Source organism: Rhizobium sp. RSm-3 (assembly GCF_001854685.1).
In the GTDB taxonomy this organism is placed as follows: Bacteria; Pseudomonadota; Alphaproteobacteria; order Rhizobiales; family Rhizobiaceae; genus Rhizobium; species Rhizobium ecuadorense.
Window position 1 is genome coordinate 378,352 of the sequence record NZ_MAWZ01000001.1, and the last position, 16,076, is coordinate 394,427.

Below are 16,076 nucleotides of genomic sequence, written 5' to 3' on the forward strand. Positions count from 1 at the left end.
GATTGGCGGCGCCCATTTGCAAATTCCCTTTTGCCACGGCTGCGAGTTTGACTTACTTTTCGGGAAGTATCATCAGCGCGGGTTCGTAAGCTTCATGGGCATCAGGTCGACATCGGTTTCGGATGCCGTTGCTGCGCTGGACGAGCGCTCCAGGGAAATTTTTCGCCGCATCGTCGAAGGCTATCTGGAGAGTGGCGAGCCGCTCGGTTCGCGCAACCTGTCCCGGCTGCTGCCGATGTCGCTGTCGCCGGCCTCGGTGCGCAACGTCATGAGCGATCTCGAAGATCTCGGCCTCATCTATTCGCCGCATATCAGCGCCGGCCGGCTGCCGACCCAGATCGGCCTGCGCTTCTTCGTCGATGCCTTCATGCAGGTCGGCGACCTCTCCGCCGAGGACCGCGCCAGCATCGATCGTCAGGTGCGGGCCGAAAGCGGCGGCAATCCGGTGGAATCGATGATGAACGAGGCCAGCCGCATGCTATCGGGCATTTCGCGCGGCGCCGGCCTGGTCATCACCTCGAAAAGCGATCCGGTGCTCAAACATGTCGAGTTCATCCGACTGGAGCCGACAAAGGCGCTGGCCGTGCTCGTCGGCGATCACGATCAGGTGGAAAACCGCATCATCGAACTGCCGGCGGGCGTCACCTCCTCGCAGCTGACCGAGGCGGCGAATTTTCTCAATGCTCACATGTCCGGCCAGACCCTGCCGGAGCTGCGCAAACAATTGAGCCAGCTGAAGGATAACGTCCGTCACGAGCTCGACGCCCTGTCGCGGGATCTCGTCGAGCGCGGCATCGCCGTCTGGGCCGGCAGCCCTGATGACGGCAAGCCGGCGCAGCTGATCATTCGCGGCCGCGCCAACCTGCTTGAAGGCCTTGCCGGCGCCGAGGATCTCGACCGGCTGCGCCTGCTGTTCGACGATCTCGAAAAGAAGGACAGCCTGATCGAGATCCTCAATCTGGCCGAAACCGGCTCGGGTGTACGCATTTTCATCGGCTCGGAAAACAAGCTCTTCTCGCTGTCCGGCTCGTCGCTGATCGTCGCGCCCTATCGTGACGATGACGATCGCATCGTCGGCGCCGTCGGCGTCATCGGCCCGACGCGGCTGAATTATTCCCGCATCGTGCCGATGGTGGATTACACCGCCCAGCTCGTCTCCCGGCTTTCGCGCAATCCGCTTTGACGCCACTTTGACGAAGACCGCAGAATTTTCGCTTCTTTGTCACGCAGACTTGATTTTTTTCGGTCAAACCTCGATATCGGGCGCATCTGAAGACACCAACCGGAGACCGTCATGACCGATGACACGACGAAAAACGGACCTGACGCAACTGCGGCCGATGCCGCAGCCGACGCTGCCGCCTACGTCGAGAACGATATCGCGCAGGAAGAGGCCCCCCAGCCTGATGCACTCGAGCTTCTGAAAGCCGAAAACAGCGAGCTGCGCGACCGCTATCTGCGCCTTGCCGCCGAAATGGACAATCTGCGCCGCCGCACCGAGCGTGAGGTCAAGGATGCCAAGTCCTATTCCGTCGCCGGTTTTGCGCGTGACATGCTGGCCGTCTCGGACAATCTGCGCCGGGCGCTGGATGCCATCCCGCCGGAGGCCAAGGATACGGCCGATGCCGGCCTGACCACGCTGATCGAAGGCGTGGAGATGACCGAGCGTGCCATGCTCTCGGCGCTCGAACGTCATGGCGTTCGCAAGCTGGAGCCGGTCGGCCAGAAATTCGATCCGAATTTCCATCAGGCGATGTTCGAAGTCCCGAACCCGGATGTGCCGAACAACACCGTCGTCCAGGTGGTGCAGGCGGGCTTTTCCATCGGCGAGCGCGTGCTGCGCCCGGCCATGGTCGGCGTTGCCAAGGGCGGCCCGAAGGCGGTTGAAGCCGAAGCCAATTCCGTGTTCGACGAGAAGGACGCCTGAACCGCACCTTCTCCCTGTGGAGAAGGACGCTGAAATCAGATGCGGGCGAAGCGTTCGATCAAAAGATCGAAGAAGCCGTCCGCATCGACCTGGCGCATGACCTTGGCGTTGCGATGGCGCTCGGTGACATGCCACCAGTCGACGACCGTCATGCCGACGGTCAGTTCGGACTGAACCTCGATCTCGACATTGCAGTCCCGGCCTTCGAAAAGCTCCGGCTTCAGCAGGTAGGCGACGACTGTCGGGTCATGCAGCGGTCCGCCGTCGGAGCCGTATTTCTCGATATCGAAGCGCTCGAAGAATTCCAGCATCTCGACCATCGCCTTTGCCGGCGCCGTGCCGATCTCGGCCATGCGCTTCACCCGGTCTTTGCGGGTCAGCAATTGGTGCGTGACGTCAAGCGGCATCATCACGATCGGCACGCCTGAGCGGAAGACGATATCGGCGGCCTCGGGGTCGACATAAATATTGAATTCGGCCGCCGGCGTAATGTTGCCGCCCTCGAAGAAGCCGCCGCCCATCATCACCAGTTCGCGGATGCGCGGGGCGATGTCGGGCGCCTTCCGCAAGGCCAAGCCGATATTGGTGAGCGGCCCGAGCGTGCAGAGCGTCACGGTGCCTTCGCTCTCACGCCGCAGCGTCTCGATGATGAAGTCGACGGCATGGCCTTGCTGCAGCGCCATCGTCGGCTCGCTGAGTTCAGGGCCGTCGAGGCCGGTCTTGCCGTGCACATGTTCGGCGGTCACCAGCTTGCGGGCGATCGGCGCGTCGGCGCCGGCGAAAACCTTCGTCTGCGTCCGGCCGCAGAGCTCGCAGACGATGCGTGCATTGCGGCTGGTCAGCGCAAGCGGCACATTGCCGGCGACCGTAGTGATCCCCAGCACTTCCAGCTCGTCGGGGCTGCCGAAGGCCAGCATGATGGCGGCCGCGTCGTCCTGGCCGGGATCCGTGTCGATGATGATCTTTCTTGCGCTTGCCATCCGATGCACCGTTTTCTTCATTTCTCGTCGCAAATCGGCACATTGCGCGCCGGCACGTTTTGATGCGAGGCAGCAGGCGCTTTGTCAAGCAGCCCCCGGGGCGCCACCTTAAAATTGCGGGGTGGCACCGAGACGTCGCCCGCGTCTTGCAGCGCCGGGGTGCTGTCCCCATATTAGCGGCATCCGGATGCTGCCCTTAAGGTCCGGGATGGTCGCTTGCATCAAGGACTTGAAAAGAGATGAGCCGCATTACCCCTTTCGCCAGCCCGCTGCTTCTGGGCTTCGATGCCATGGAAAAGACGCTGGAGCGCATTTCCAAGGCAAGCGACGGATATCCGCCTTACAATATCGAACGCATCGGCGCCGACAGCGGCGCGCCGGAACGTCTGCGCATCACCCTGGCTGTCGCCGGCTTCGGCGAGGAGGAACTCGATGTTTCCATCGAGGAGAACCAGCTTCTGATTCGCGGTCGCCAGGTCGAGCAGGGCGATCGGGACTATCTCTATCGCGGCATCGCCGCCCGCCAGTTCCAGCGCACCTTCGTTCTTGCCGACGGCATGCAGGTGCTAGGCGCTGGTCTGAAGAACGGTCTGCTCTCCGTCGATCTAATTCGCCCGGAGCCGGCGCGCATGGTCAAGAAAATTAACATTTCGGTCTCACAGTAGCACAACGGTTTGTCGAACCGTTGGTCCCTTCTTCCGGAGGAACAGGAATGTTGATGAAAGAAGCCACGTCTCACTTGACCAAATCCGAGCTTGCCCACATCGGCAGCGGCGAGGTCGCTTATATCAGAAAAATGCGCACCGAAGAGGTCGCCAAGTGTTTTCCCGAGGCGCCGGATATCGATCCGAATGTCGATCTCTGGGCACTCTTCGGCGCCGACGGCACGCCGATCCTCTTGACGGACAACCGCTCCAGCACCTTCTTCAAGGCTGCCGAGGACGAACTGAAGACGGTCAGCCTGCACTGACCGTCGAATACTGTCTATCGCGTTTCACCGCTTTTTGCGGTGCATCAGGCATTTGTAGCGATGCCGCTTCGAGATAAACTGATCGTCGTTGGTGCCGCGTGACCCCCTCATCCGACCCTGCGGGCCACCTTCTCCCCGCTGGGGAGAAGAGGGGAGAATGCCGCGCCGATGCTGCCCAAACGAACCCGGCCGTTCAGAAGCACGTCATCCAATTGGAGCTTGCTCCTTCTTCTCCCCAGCGGGGAGAAGGTGGCCCGAAGGGTCGGATGAGGGGGCCACACGGCACGCCCGTCGCTATTGCCCTCTAGCCGCCGTTGAAACTCAGATCTTCCGGAACGTCAGATAGGCCGACGACCGGCCCTCGCGGCGCGCCTTGGCCTCGTAGCGCGTGCTCGGCCAGCCCTCATAGGGCGTCAGCCAGTCCGCCGCATTGTCGGCCATCCAGTCGAAGCCGCCATGGTCGCGGCATTTGAGCAGCGTCCAGTTGACATAGGTGTCGATGTCGGAGGCGAAGCAGAACAGGCCGCCGGGCTTCAGCACGCGATGGAAGCGATCGAGATTGGTCTTCGAGACGAAGCGCCGTTTCCAGTGCTTCCGCTTCGGCCAGGGGTCGGGGTAGAGCAGGTCGATCTGGTCGAGCGACGCGTCCGGCAGCCAGTCGAGCAACTGCGTCGCATCGTCATTATAGACGCGGATATTGCGCGCGCCCGTTTCGCCGACGCGCGACAAAAGCTTCTGCATGGAGTTGACGAAGGGTTCGACGCCGATGAAGCCGGTGGACGGTCTTTCCAGGGCGCGGTGGATCAGGTGTTCGCCACCGCCGAAACCGATTTCCAGCCGCAATGTCTCCACCGGAACCGGAAAAAGCGAGGTCAGCGGCTCCGGAGGAGCCGCCGAGAGGTCGACGAGGAATGCCGGGAGCAGGCTGTTTAATGTTTCAGCCTGCTGTTCGCGCAGGGCCTTTCCCTTGCGGCGACCGAAAAAGGCTTCGGTCGCCCGGCCCCGGCGTTCCATATCCGTCATGCAGCGGCCTTGGTCTTCACGGCTTCCTTGAGTGCCTTCACGAGGTCGGTGCGCTCCCAGGAGAACGAGCCGTCGCGGCCGGCCTTGCGGCCGAAATGGCCGTAGGCCGAGGTCTTGGCGTAGATCGGCTTGTTGAGGTCGAGGTGGCGGCGGATGCCCGACGGCGACAGGTCCATATTCTCACGGATCGCCGCTTCGACCTGGTCTTCCGAAACACCCTTGCCGGTGCCGTGCAGGTCGACATAGATCGACAGCGGCTGGGCGACGCCGATGGCGTAGGAGAGCTGGATCGTGCAGCGGTCGGCAAGGCCGGCGGCCACGACGTTTTTGGCGAGATAGCGGGCGGCATAGGCAGCCGAACGGTCGACCTTGGTCGTGTCCTTGCCGGAGAATGCGCCGCCGCCATGCGGCGCAGCGCCGCCGTAGGTGTCGACGATAATCTTGCGGCCGGTGAGGCCCGCATCGCCGTCAGGTCCGCCGATGACGAACTTGCCGGTCGGGTTGATGTACCACTTGCAATCGTCGGCGATCTTCAGTTCGCCGAGCGCTTCGCGGATATAGGGCTCGACGACGGCGCGGACCTTCTTCGAATCCCAGCTCTCGTCGAGATGCTGGGTCGAAAGCACGATCGAGGTTGCTTCCGACGGCTTGCCGTCGACATAGCGCACGGTCACCTGGCTCTTGGCGTCGGGGCCGAGCTTGGCGACTTCGCCGTCGCCCTTCTTACGGGCAACTGCGAGCAACTGCAGGATCTTGTGGGAATAATAGATCGGCGCCGGCATCAGATCCGGCGTTTCGCGGCAGGCGTAACCGAACATGATGCCCTGGTCGCCGGCGCCCTCGTCGCCCTGCTGGTCGGCAGCGCTATCCACGCCCTGGGCGATGTCGGCCGACTGCGAGTGCAACAGCACGTCGATCTTGGCCTTCTTCCAGTGGAAGCCGTCCTGCTCGTAACCGATGTCCTTGATAGCGCGGCGGGCGGCAGCCTTGAACTTCGACGGGTTGATGACGTCGTTGCCGTCCTTGTCCTTCTTCATCAGGCTCGGGGGAAGGCGAACTTCACCGGCGATGACGACACGATTGGTCGTCGCGAGGGTTTCGCAGGCAATGCGCACGCCCCACGGATTGATGCCAGTCTTTGCCGCTTCGCGGTAGACCAGATCGACGATCTCGTCGGAGATGCGGTCACAGACCTTGTCAGGGTGACCTTCGGCAACAGATTCGCTGGTAAAGAGATAATTCGCGCGCATTCCGGGATTCCCCTCAAAGAATAAAAGCTACCTAGTAGGTACTCAGTTCGAGGCCTGATGACAAGCGCAGAAGGACATAAATATATCTTTATATCTGCGGCAAAGTGACAAATTTTGCCCTAAAAACGCAAAAAAGGCGGCCTTTCGACCGCCTTTCGGATTCTGCGATGGGTGTGGCTCAGTCGGAGTCGGCCTCGGCTGCCAGAGCCTTCACCAGCTCCACGACCTTGCGGCGAACCTTCGGATCGGAAATCTTGACGAAGGCGCGGTTGAGCTGCAGGCCTTCGGAAGAGGAGAGGAAATCGACGACGTAATTCGAGCTGGAGGCCTCGGCCATGCCGCCGCCGGAATGTTCGCCGGGCGCGTCCTCGAAGAAAAAGGAAACCGGAACATTGAGGATGTTCGAGATATTCTGCAGACGGCTTGCGCCGACGCGGTTGGTGCCCTTTTCGTATTTCTGAATCTGCTGGAATGTGATGCCGAGGCTTTCGCCCAGCTTTTCCTGGCTCATGCCCAGCATTGTTCGGCGAAGGCGAATACGGCTGCCAACATGGATGTCGATCGGATTCGGCTTCTTTTTGTTTTCAATCATGGTCGTGCCCTAGCTAAGAATTTCAACCTGTTTAACCGGCATGCCCCTGATCCATCCCAAACGCCACGTTGCAAGCGGTGAGAACCCACCTTTGAACATACGTTCGGAACGCCGATTGTCATCACTATGCAATTTTAGGGGTTTTTGGTCAATTCAACCCGGAAATAAAACCTCTACGAGAAACCAGCGCAATCAAAATGAGCAGGACCTCGGTCAACCAGAAGTATGTTTGCCGGGGGAATGTCGTTCCGGCTTCCACCCCGAACCTATCAAGAGTTGCATCAATATAGCCGGTTTGTTCGAGATCGAGGCCGGCAACAATTTCCCCTCGTGCATTTACAATTGCTGAAATACCGCTATTGGCGTCGCGAATCAGCGGCAGTCCGGTTTCAACAGCCCGTACCCGCGCCTGCTGGAAGTGCTGATAGGGGCCGGGCGTCGCACCGAACCAGGCATCATTGGTGATATTGAGGATGGCATTGGCGTCTTTGATGTCGCCGGTCATTTCATCGGGGAAAATGATCTCGTAGCAGATCAGCGGATAGAGATTGAGCCCGCCGGGCAGCGCCAGCAGGTGCCGGCTCACTGCTGCCGAAAACCCTCCGGGCATCTCGACGACGTTCTGGATGCCGAATTCGGTGAGCAGGTCCTCGAAGGGCAGGTATTCGCCGAAAGGCACCAGATGTACCTTGTCGGAGGCGGCGACGATCTGACCGCGTCCGTCGATGACATAGATGGAATTATAGTAGCGCGCCGGCGTGCCCGGTCCCATCTCTTCGGCGCGCACCGCGCCGGCGATCAGAATCTGGTTGTCGTCGAGCGTATCGGCGATCCGCGTCAGCGCATCCTGGTTGTCGGTCAGGATGAAGGGGATCGAGGTTTCCGGCCAGACGATGATGTCGGGCTTGCGCCCGCCGTTTTTCGGCGTTTCGGCCGACAGCTTCAGATGCGTCTCGAAGATCGCATTGCGGTCGGCGTCATTGTCCATCTTCGCCGCCTGGTCGATATCAGGCTGCACAAGCCGCACCACTGGCCGCTTATCCTCCGGCAAGGCCGCCGCCCGCGGTGCGAGGTAGAGGGCATAAGCACCGTAGCCGAGATGGGCGGCAAACAGCAGGACGGCGAGCGCGAGACCCGCCCGCGCGCCTTGCCGCGTGCCGGCAAGGGCAGGCGCGGAGAAGATGAAGACGGCAAGGGCCGTCACCCCCATCGCCCCGATCACATGCGCCGACTGCATCATCAGCGGAACCGGCATCATGCCGTAGCCGATGGCGTTCCAGGGAAAGCCTGTGAGAACAACGCTTCGCAGCCATTCCATCAGCCCGAAGCTGGCCGCAAGTGCGGCGATCCGTCCCATGCCGTCGGACCAGAAGATGCGGGCAAGTGCGGCCGCCAGGCCGTAGAAAATCGCCAGGCAGGCCGGCAGTCCGAGAATGGCGAGCGGCAGCGCCCAGGCGAATTCCTCCTGATCGACCAGCAGCGCATGGCCGAGCCACCAGAGACCGGCGACGAAATAGCCGAAGCCGAACAGCCAGCCGGTGGCAAAGGCCGGCCACAGCCTGCCGAACACGCCGCTTTCAGGCGAAGCCGCCGCCCCGTCGATCAGCCAGACGAGCAGCGGGAAGGAGACGAACATTGCCGCGAAGAAGCCGAAGGGCGGCAGCGCCAGCACGGCGAATGCTCCGGCGGCGATGGCCAGCAGCGACCGTTTGAAACCCCAGACGAGGATAACCCTGTCCGCAAGCCGCTCCATGCGCACTCCCATCAAAACCGCGAATCAACCCGTTCGCAGTCTTTCAAAAAAGCGGCTCCTTGTCCCGTTAATGCATATCGCCCGGAACCGTGCAGCGGTTCCGGGATAACGACATGCACAAAATATACAGCCTTAGTTGGCGGTTGATTCCGCCGGCCGGTCGTCGCCAGCGTCAGAGCCGGGCGGGATGTCGCCATCGACCTTGGCGCGGCGGCGGATCGCATGGCGCTTGCGGGTGATGCGCAGCCGCTTGATGCGGCGCGGATCGGCCTCGAGAATGTGGAATTCGAAACCGGGGAGCGCCTGAACGACCTCGCCGCGTACCGGGATGCGGCCGAGTGCGGAGAAGATCAGGCCGCCCAGCGTATCGACCTCGTCGACCTGCTCGCTGATATCGAAATCCGGTCCGATCGCTGCGGCGATCTCTTCCAGTTCGACGCGGGCGTCGGCGATGAAGACGTCTTCGGCGACCCGCTTGAACATCACCTCTTCGTCGTCATGTTCGTCGTCGATGTCGCCGACCACCATTTCGACGATGTCCTCATGCGAGGCGAGGCCGTCGGTGCCGCCATATTCGTCGATGACGAGCGCCATCTGCGTGCGGTTCACCTGCATGCGGCGCAACAGGTCGGAGGCCAGCATCGACGGCGGCACGAACAGAATCTTGCGGATGATGCCGGCTTCCGTCAGCGTCTTCTGCAAGTCGACGCGGGCGAGATCGAAATTCGGCTTGCCCGAACGCGTGGGCTTCTGGATGTTTTCGGGCGCAACTTCGATCGCCGGCAGCGCCGGCACGGCAACGGCCGGTTTCGTCGGGCCGCGGCGTTTGTTGCGCGCCTGCTTGGCGACATAGGAGAGCAGGTCGCGGATATGCACCATGCCGCGCGGATCGTCGAGCGTATCGGCATAGACCGGCATGCGCGAGCGGCCGGATTCTTCGAACAGGATCATCAGCTCGCCGATGGTGATGTTCTGGTCGACCGCCTCGATATCGGCGCGCGGCACCATCACGTCGGCGACGCGTACCTCGCGAAAACGCAGGATGTTGTGCAGCATTGCCCGTTCGTCGGGCGAAAACGCGTCGTCGCCGGCCGCATCGGTCATCAGCGCGTCGGCAAGATCCTCGCGCAGCCGCGAGCCTTGCTGCGGGCGAAGGATGCGCGCGGCGCGCGACCAGAAGGATTGGGATCGGCCGGATGGCCGACTACTACTGCCCGCCTCGTCGGAAGAGGAGGATGGCTCGGAGTCCTTGGCGTCTGCCGCCGGCTTCGTCGTAAAGTCGCTCATGGTTCCATTTTAAGGTCTTGACCCTCGTAAGGATCAGATAGGCCGAGCTGCGCCAAAATGCGAGTCTCCAGCCCCTCCATAATTTCGGCTTCGGCACTATTCATATGGTCGTAGCCGAGAAGATGCAAGAAACCGTGCACCAGAAGATGGGTCAAATGGTCGTCGAAACTCTTTTCGAGCTCGATGGTTTCCCGCTCTACCGTCTCCCGGGCGATGATGATGTCGCCGAGCATCGGACCGGGCATCGTGTCGGGCTGAACCGGAAAGGCCGGAAAGGAAAGCACGTTGGTCGCCTTGTCCTTCCCCCGCCATTCGGCGTTGATGTCCTGAATCGAGGCGTCGTCGGTGAAGACAAGCGACACCTCGGGCGGCATCGTCGGGAAGGGCTGCTTCTCGCTGTCGCGGAGATAGACCACGGCTGCGCCGAGCACGCGCTCGCAGAAGGACAGCAGCGTTTCCTCGCCCGGCCAGCCGATGTCGTCGACGCTGATCTGGATGTCGAGTTCGGCCATCAGTCCTGCCGGCTGACTGCTTCGGTTTCGACGGCATAGGTGGAATCATAGGCCCTGACGATGCGTCCGACCAGCGGATGGCGGACGACGTCGGTATCCTTGAAGCGCACGATCGAGATGCCCTCGACGCCGTTGAGAAGCTGCAGCGCCTCGACGAGACCGGATTTGACGCCGCGCGGCAGGTCGATCTGGCTCGGGTCGCCGGTGACGATCATCCGGGCATTTTCGCCGAGACGCGTCAGGAACATCTTCATCTGCATCGATGTCGTGTTCTGCGCTTCATCGAGGATGATGGCGGCATTGGCGAGCGTGCGGCCGCGCATGAAGGCGAGCGGCGCGATTTCGATGACGCCGGCGGTGATCGCCCGGTCGACCTTGTCGGCGGGGATCATGTCGTAGAGCGCGTCATAGAGCGGGCGAAGATAGGGATCGACCTTTTCCTTCATGTCGCCAGGCAGGAAGCCGAGGCGCTCGCCGGCTTCGACCGCCGGGCGCGACAGGATGATCTTTTCGACCGCGCCGCGCTCCAGGAGCTGGGCGGCATGGGCGACGGCGAGATATGTCTTGCCGGTGCCGGCCGGGCCGACGCCGAAGACCAGCTCGGCACGCTCAAGCGCCCGGATATAGGCGTCCTGGGTCGGCGTGCGGGCGATGATCGTCTTCTTGCGGGTCGAAACCTGCGCCATCGTCAGCTTGGCCTTGCGCTCCATGGTGGGAAGGCTGAGCTGGTCGTCGGCGGCGACTGCCATGCGGATTGCGCCCTCGACGTCGGATCGTTCCACGCTGCCGCCTTTCTGAAGCTTTTCATAGAGATAATCGAGAGTGCGCCGCGCCTGGTTGGTGGTCACGACATCGCCTGATATGACGACCGAATTGCCGCGGGCCCGCGCATCGATATTGAGCCGTTCCTCAAGCAGCTTGAGGTTCTGGTCGAATTGACCGAAGAGCTCGCTGGCGAAGCGGTTGTTCTCGAACGTCAGGACAAAGTGATTGGAGTCGCTCGGCGTGCGGGGGTGGCGCGGTGAAGAAGAAACCAATTCTTGTCCGTTCAAGCGGTCGGGCTCCTTGGGTTAAACCGCAGCCTCTGCACGTTCGGCAAACAGGCTGTTGTTTCCGGTTCCGGTGATTCGCACTTTAATAATGTCACCGATTTGCGATGCTTTTGCATCAACATTCACGGATTGAAGCCACGGAGAGCGGCCGATCAGCTGTTCCGGCATGCGACCGGGCTTTTCCAGCAACAGGTCGATCTCTTTGCCGATGCAGGATTCGGCAAATTCCTGCTGCTGCTTCAGGAGAAGCGCTTGCAGGCGTTCCAGCCGTTCTGCCTTGATCTCTTCCGGCACCTGGTCCTTCAGTTCCGCGCCGGGCGTGCCCGGCCGTGTCGAGTATTTGAACGAGAAGGCCTGTGCATAACGGACCTCCTCCACAAGCCTGAGTGTATCCTCAAAATCGGCGTCTGTCTCCCCCGGAAAGCCGGTAATGAAATCGCCCGACAGCGCGATATCGGGCCGCACCGTGCGGATGCGCGCGATCAGCGAGAGATATTCGGCCGCCGTGTGGCGCCGGTTCATCGCTTTGAGGATACGGTCGGAGCCCGATTGCACCGGCAGGTGCAGATAGGGCATCAGCGCCCGGAGATCGCGGTGGGCGTCGATCAGCCGGTCGTCCATGTCGCGCGGATGGCTGGTGGTGTAGCGCAGCCGCGCAAGGCCGGGGATCTCGGCAAGCTGGTAGAGCAGGTCGCCGAGGCTCCATGCCTCGCCCCGCGGCCCGGCACCGTGCCAGGCATTGACGTTCTGCCCGAGCAGGGTGATCTCGCGCACGCCGCCCTCGACGAGCTTTTCGGCTTCCTCGACGATCTGAGAAACCGGCCGCGACACTTCCGAGCCGCGCGTATAGGGCACGACGCAGAAGGTGCAGAACTTGTCGCAGCCCTCCTGCACCGTCAGGAAGGCGGTGACGCCGCGGGCGCGGATCTTCCGGCTCTCGGCGATCGGCAGGTGCTCGAACTTGTCCTCGATCGCATATTCGGTATCGACGACGCGCTGGCCCTCCTTGGCCCGGCGCAGCGCCTCCGGCAGGCGGTGATAGGTCTGCGGGCCGATGACGACGTCGACGGCAGGCGCCCGGCGCAGGATCTCCTCGCCTTCGGCCTGGGCGACGCAGCCGGTAACGCCGATCATCATCTCCCGGCCGTCCGCCGCCTTCCTCTTTTTCATGTCGCGCAGCCGCCCGAGCGCCGAATAGACCTTCTCGGCCGCCTTCTCTCTGATATGGCAGGTATTCAGCAGAACGAGGTCGGCCTCTTCCATATCCTCGGTCGGTTCGTAGCCGTCGCGGGCAAGCGCATCGCTCATCCGCGTGGAATCATAGACATTCATCTGGCAGCCATAGGTCTTGATGAAGACCTTGCGGCTGTTGGAGCCGTCGCGGAGTAGCTGTTCCGGGGCCTGGAGGAGGGCGCTTTCCTGTGTCATGGCGCGCTATTTAGTGGTTTTTGCCGCCCGAGAAAATCGAAATCTTACGTTAGGAGATTTCCCGCCCGCGCAGGCGGCTGTTCAACAAGTTGCGAATGCGTGAGGCAATGGCCGCGCTCACCTCCTTGCGATTGGTGTCGGAGCGGTATTCCACCGCCTCGCCGAAGGAAACCTCGGCGTCGATGGCGCCGCAGCGCACGATGTCGAGGAGGTGCGGCAGCAGCTCGATATCCCCCGGCCAGGCGGCAAGCGGCCGGTGATAGCGGCCCATGGCGATGCCGTGCACCCTCGTATAGGCGACAGCCACCGGCTGCACCACGACGATGCCCGTCGGCGAAGCGGGCACGGCCATCGCGGCGGCGCCGAACAGCGAGGATTTGACCTCCAGCAGCCGGTTGCCGTCCGAGGTCGTGCCCTCAGGAAAGAGCACGACGATCTCGCCGTCGGCCATGCGCCCGGCGATCTCGTTTGCCTGATGGCCGGTCTTGCGTCTCTCTTCGCGCACGACGAAGACGCTCTTCTGCAGCTTGGCGAGCGTGCCGAAGATCGGCCAGTCGGCCACCTCGATCTTGGCGATGAAGGCAACGTCGGCAACCGCCGACATCACCATGATATCCATCCAGGAGGAATGGTTGGAGCAGAGCATCAGCGGCCGGCGCTCTTCCAACCGGCCGGTGACGCGGACGCGGATGCCGAGACAATAGCAGACAATGCGGTGCCAGACGCGCGGCAGCCGGCGCCGCAGCCGCCAGTCGAAACGCAGGGCGAGCAGCTGCAGCGGTACGAGCACGATGCTGACGGCCAGGATGATGACCGCAGCGCAGACAATACGCAGCCAGGCGATCAAATGCTGGTCCCCCGGGCGGCCATCGCTTCAGAGATCGTCCTTCTTCAGCGGGATGCCGTAGAGCTCCAGCCGGTGGTCGACCAACTGAAAGCCGTGCTCGCGGGCGATGCGCTCCTGCAGCGCTTCGATCTCCGGCGAGCGGAATTCGATGACCGTGCCGGTCTTCAGATCGATCAGGTGGTCGTGATGCTCTTCCGGCACCGTTTCGTAGCGCGAGCGCCCGTCGCGGAAGTCGTGGCGGGCGATGATGCCGGCATCCTCGAACAGTTTCACGGTGCGGTAGACGGTCGAGATCGAGATCTTCGCATCGACCTTCACCGAGCGGCGGTAGAGTTCCTCGACGTCGGGATGGTCTTCGGAGTCTTCCAGGATGCGCGCGATCACGCGGCGCTGCTCGGTCATGCGCATGCCGCGTTCGGTGCAAAGCTCCTCAAGGGTCTTGGCTACATCAGACATGGCCCGCCTCTAGGGATATTCGTGTTTCGAAAACGCCGCACCGCGTTGCGCCGTGCCTGCGTCCATGTTTCTCGCTGGCAGGGAACTACCGAAGAACGCGCTTCATGACAAGCGCCGTGGAGAGGGCGCCGTTTTCCTGCTTGTAATAACCCTTGCGTTCCCCGACCTTTTCGAAGCCGAGCTTGCGATAGAGGCCAAGCGCTGCCGTATTGCCGTCGTCGACTTCGAGAAACATGCTCTCGCCGCCGCGGGCGCGCGCTTCCCGCATCGCCGCCTGCATCAGCCGCCAGCCGAGCCCGGCGCGGGCGACCTTGGCCTGGACGGCGATCGTCAGGATCTCCGCTTCGCCCGCGACATGGCGGGCCAGGATGAAGCCGGGAAGCGGTTTTTTCAGGATGGCGTTGGTCTGGCGCGCGACGAAGCCGAACACGGTCTCCTGCATCAGCAATCCGTGAAATTCACCGTCGCCCCAGGGCCGGGCAAAACGTTCGCCGTGCAGGACGGCGACATCACGGCAATCCTCGCGCTCCATGGCAATGATCTCGAATTCCGGCTTCAGCGTCAGGTAGGCTTCCAGCATCGTCATACTCGTCGGGCAATCGCATACCCGGCCTGCGGCTTGGCATCGGGTCCGCGCAGATAAAGGGGCTTCGGCTTTCCGGCATCGAGGGAGGCGGCAGCACCGAGGCGCGCCACGATAGAGATCGGGAAACTGTTGCTGTGATCGCTGCCGGCGTCGGCCTTCAAGAGCGGCGTCGCCGAACCGGTGATCTCACCGTCGAAGCTTTCAGCAAAAGCTTGCGCGTGTGCAACGCTTAGCGCCCGTGGCGCGTCGAGGGGCGAACCGTCTGATGAAAAGGACTGGAGGTAGATTTCGTCCCGCTTGGCGTCCATCGCTGCCAGCACGGCGCGATGAGGCGTCTTCTCGCGCTGGGCTGATGCCATGACCTCGAGCGTGGTGACGCCGACGGCGGGCACATTGAGGGAAAGCGCAAAACCGCGGGCGGCGGCAACCCCGACGCGGATGCCGGTAAACGAGCCGGGACCGATGGTGACGGCAATCCGGTCGATATCGGATAGCGTCATATCGGCCTGTTCCAGCGCGCGATCGACGATACCGATCAGATGTTCAGCATGCCCCTTGCCGATCATGTCCGATGCCTCCCCCAGCATCGTATTCCTGCCGCTGTCGTAAACGGCGGCAGCGCAGTCTACACCTGCCGTGTCGAGCGCCAGAACAATCATGCCATCAATTTCCGAAAAATCTATTGTTGCCCGATTATAAATTCATCCGGCCGAACGGGAGATGAACGGCCGGACGAACTCACATTTTAAGCGGCAATCACTTCCTGCACTTCCGGGACGAAATGGCGCAGCAGGTTCTGGACGCCGTGCTTCAGCGTCGCCGTCGAAGACGGGCAGCCGGCGCAGGACCCCTTCATGTTCAGATAGACCTTGCCGTCCTTGAAACCGCGGAAGGTGATATCGCCGCCATCCTGGGCAACGGCCGGCCGCACGCGGGTCTCCAGCAGTTCCTTGATGGTCAGCACGATCGATTCGTCGCCTTCGTCAAAGAACTCGTCGCCGGCATCGACGTCCTCGGAAAGAATCGAGGCATCACCCATAACCGGCTTGCCGGACATGAAATGCTCCATGATCGAGCCTAATATAGCCGGCTTAAGATGCTGCCATTCGGCATCGTCCTTGGAAACGGAAATGAAATCATAGCCGAAGTAGACGCCGGTGACTCCAGGGATTTCGAACAGGCGGGCAGCGAGCGGCGAAGCTTCGGCTTCCGCAGCACTGCGGAACTCGGCCGTGCCGTTTTCCATCACCACCTTGCCCGGCAGGAACTTCTGCGTGGCGGGGTTCGGCGTGGCTTCGGTCTGAATGAACATCTGGGTCTCCATGCGGCTGCCCATGGCTTCGCCGTCTTTAGAATTCTTCAAAAGAAGATAAGCCGATTGCCGGTACCATTCAAGAGATTTTTACTCAAGAA

General features: G+C 62.0%; 18 protein-coding genes. 4 read left to right on the forward strand and 14 right to left on the reverse strand.

Annotation, left to right across the window (positions count from 1 at the left end; all coding sequences use genetic code 11):
* The first annotated feature begins 94 nt into the window (after window positions 1-94).
* Entirely contained in the window at window positions 95-1,183 is a 1,089-nt protein-coding gene (gene hrcA / locus BBJ66_RS01850) for a heat-inducible transcriptional repressor HrcA (RefSeq protein WP_049730713.1), read from the forward strand.
* A 111-nt stretch (window positions 1,184-1,294) separates the two neighbouring features.
* On the forward strand, window positions 1,295-1,927 hold the full coding sequence (gene grpE / locus BBJ66_RS01855) for a nucleotide exchange factor GrpE (RefSeq protein WP_049730712.1): 633 nt from the start codon (window positions 1,295-1,297) through the stop codon (window positions 1,925-1,927).
* 35 nt (window positions 1,928-1,962) lie between these two features.
* Here grpE and BBJ66_RS01860 read toward each other — a convergent pair whose 3' ends face one another.
* Window positions 1,963-2,907 (reverse strand): nucleoside hydrolase, encoded by a 945-nt coding sequence (locus BBJ66_RS01860; protein ID WP_071084971.1) that lies wholly within the window; start codon window positions 2,905-2,907, stop codon window positions 1,963-1,965.
* Window positions 2,908-3,146: 239 nt separating this feature from the next.
* Between BBJ66_RS01860 and BBJ66_RS01865 the strand changes: the two genes are divergently transcribed.
* Window positions 3,147-3,572 (forward strand): Hsp20 family protein, encoded by a 426-nt coding sequence (locus tag BBJ66_RS01865; protein ID WP_049730711.1) that lies wholly within the window; start codon window positions 3,147-3,149, stop codon window positions 3,570-3,572.
* 47 nt (window positions 3,573-3,619) lie between these two features.
* Window positions 3,620-3,877 carry a DUF1150 family protein gene (locus tag BBJ66_RS01870; RefSeq protein WP_003570822.1) on the forward strand — a complete coding sequence of 86 codons (258 nt, stop codon included), beginning with the start codon at window positions 3,620-3,622 and terminating at the stop codon, window positions 3,875-3,877.
* A gap of 321 nt (window positions 3,878-4,198) precedes the next feature.
* On the opposite strand, the gene trmB is transcribed toward BBJ66_RS01870, so the two are convergent.
* The 13 genes from trmB to BBJ66_RS01935 all read right to left on the reverse strand — a co-directional run bounded on the left by trmB (window position 4,199) and on the right by BBJ66_RS01935 (window position 15,975).
* Window positions 4,199-4,900, reverse strand: coding sequence for a tRNA (guanine(46)-N(7))-methyltransferase TrmB (gene trmB / locus BBJ66_RS01875; RefSeq protein ID WP_071084584.1), 702 nt, complete (start codon window positions 4,898-4,900; stop codon window positions 4,199-4,201).
* Window positions 4,897-6,150, reverse strand: coding sequence for a methionine adenosyltransferase (gene metK, locus BBJ66_RS01880; RefSeq protein WP_049730709.1), 1,254 nt, complete (start codon window positions 6,148-6,150; stop codon window positions 4,897-4,899). The genes trmB and metK overlap by 4 nt, the downstream gene beginning before the upstream one ends.
* Before the next feature lie 178 nt (window positions 6,151-6,328).
* Window positions 6,329-6,742 (reverse strand): helix-turn-helix domain-containing protein, encoded by a 414-nt coding sequence (locus tag BBJ66_RS01885; protein ID WP_049730708.1) that lies wholly within the window; start codon window positions 6,740-6,742, stop codon window positions 6,329-6,331.
* A gap of 148 nt (window positions 6,743-6,890) precedes the next feature.
* On the reverse strand, window positions 6,891-8,495 hold the full coding sequence (lnt, locus tag BBJ66_RS01890) for an apolipoprotein N-acyltransferase (RefSeq protein ID WP_071084586.1): 1,605 nt from the start codon (window positions 8,493-8,495) through the stop codon (window positions 6,891-6,893).
* Window positions 8,496-8,627: 132 nt separating this feature from the next.
* Entirely contained in the window at window positions 8,628-9,782 is a 1,155-nt protein-coding gene (locus BBJ66_RS01895; protein ID WP_049730706.1) for a hemolysin family protein, read from the reverse strand.
* The gene (gene ybeY / locus BBJ66_RS01900; protein ID WP_071084590.1) at window positions 9,779-10,294 is read right to left on the reverse strand and encodes an rRNA maturation RNase YbeY; all 516 of its coding nucleotides are present in this window, start codon (window positions 10,292-10,294) and stop codon (window positions 9,779-9,781) included. The genes BBJ66_RS01895 and ybeY overlap by 4 nt, the downstream gene beginning before the upstream one ends.
* The gene (locus BBJ66_RS01905) at window positions 10,294-11,346 is read right to left on the reverse strand and encodes a PhoH family protein (protein ID WP_071084592.1); all 1,053 of its coding nucleotides are present in this window, start codon (window positions 11,344-11,346) and stop codon (window positions 10,294-10,296) included. The genes ybeY and BBJ66_RS01905 overlap by 1 nt, the downstream gene beginning before the upstream one ends.
* Window positions 11,347-11,364: 18 nt before the next feature.
* Window positions 11,365-12,774, reverse strand: coding sequence for a tRNA (N6-isopentenyl adenosine(37)-C2)-methylthiotransferase MiaB (gene miaB, locus BBJ66_RS01910; RefSeq protein WP_071084594.1), 1,410 nt, complete (start codon window positions 12,772-12,774; stop codon window positions 11,365-11,367).
* A gap of 49 nt (window positions 12,775-12,823) precedes the next feature.
* A complete protein-coding gene (locus BBJ66_RS01915) occupies window positions 12,824-13,621 on the reverse strand; it encodes a lysophospholipid acyltransferase family protein (RefSeq protein WP_071084596.1) in 798 nt (265 codons plus the stop codon).
* Between the two features lie 27 nt (window positions 13,622-13,648).
* Complete coding sequence (locus tag BBJ66_RS01920; protein WP_049730701.1) at window positions 13,649-14,077, reverse strand: Fur family transcriptional regulator; 429 nt, start codon at window positions 14,075-14,077, stop codon at window positions 13,649-13,651.
* An 85-nt stretch (window positions 14,078-14,162) separates the two neighbouring features.
* Window positions 14,163-14,663, reverse strand: coding sequence for a GNAT family N-acetyltransferase (locus BBJ66_RS01925; protein ID WP_171899737.1), 501 nt, complete (start codon window positions 14,661-14,663; stop codon window positions 14,163-14,165).
* Complete coding sequence (gene tsaB, locus BBJ66_RS01930; RefSeq protein WP_071084598.1) at window positions 14,660-15,322, reverse strand: tRNA (adenosine(37)-N6)-threonylcarbamoyltransferase complex dimerization subunit type 1 TsaB; 663 nt, start codon at window positions 15,320-15,322, stop codon at window positions 14,660-14,662. Before tsaB ends, BBJ66_RS01925 begins: the two co-directional genes overlap by 4 nt.
* 86 nt (window positions 15,323-15,408) lie before the next feature.
* Window positions 15,409-15,975: a NifU family protein gene (locus BBJ66_RS01935; RefSeq protein WP_049730790.1), complete on the reverse strand. Its 567-nt coding sequence runs from the start codon at window positions 15,973-15,975 to the stop codon at window positions 15,409-15,411.
* Window positions 15,976-16,076: the final 101 nt, after the last annotated feature.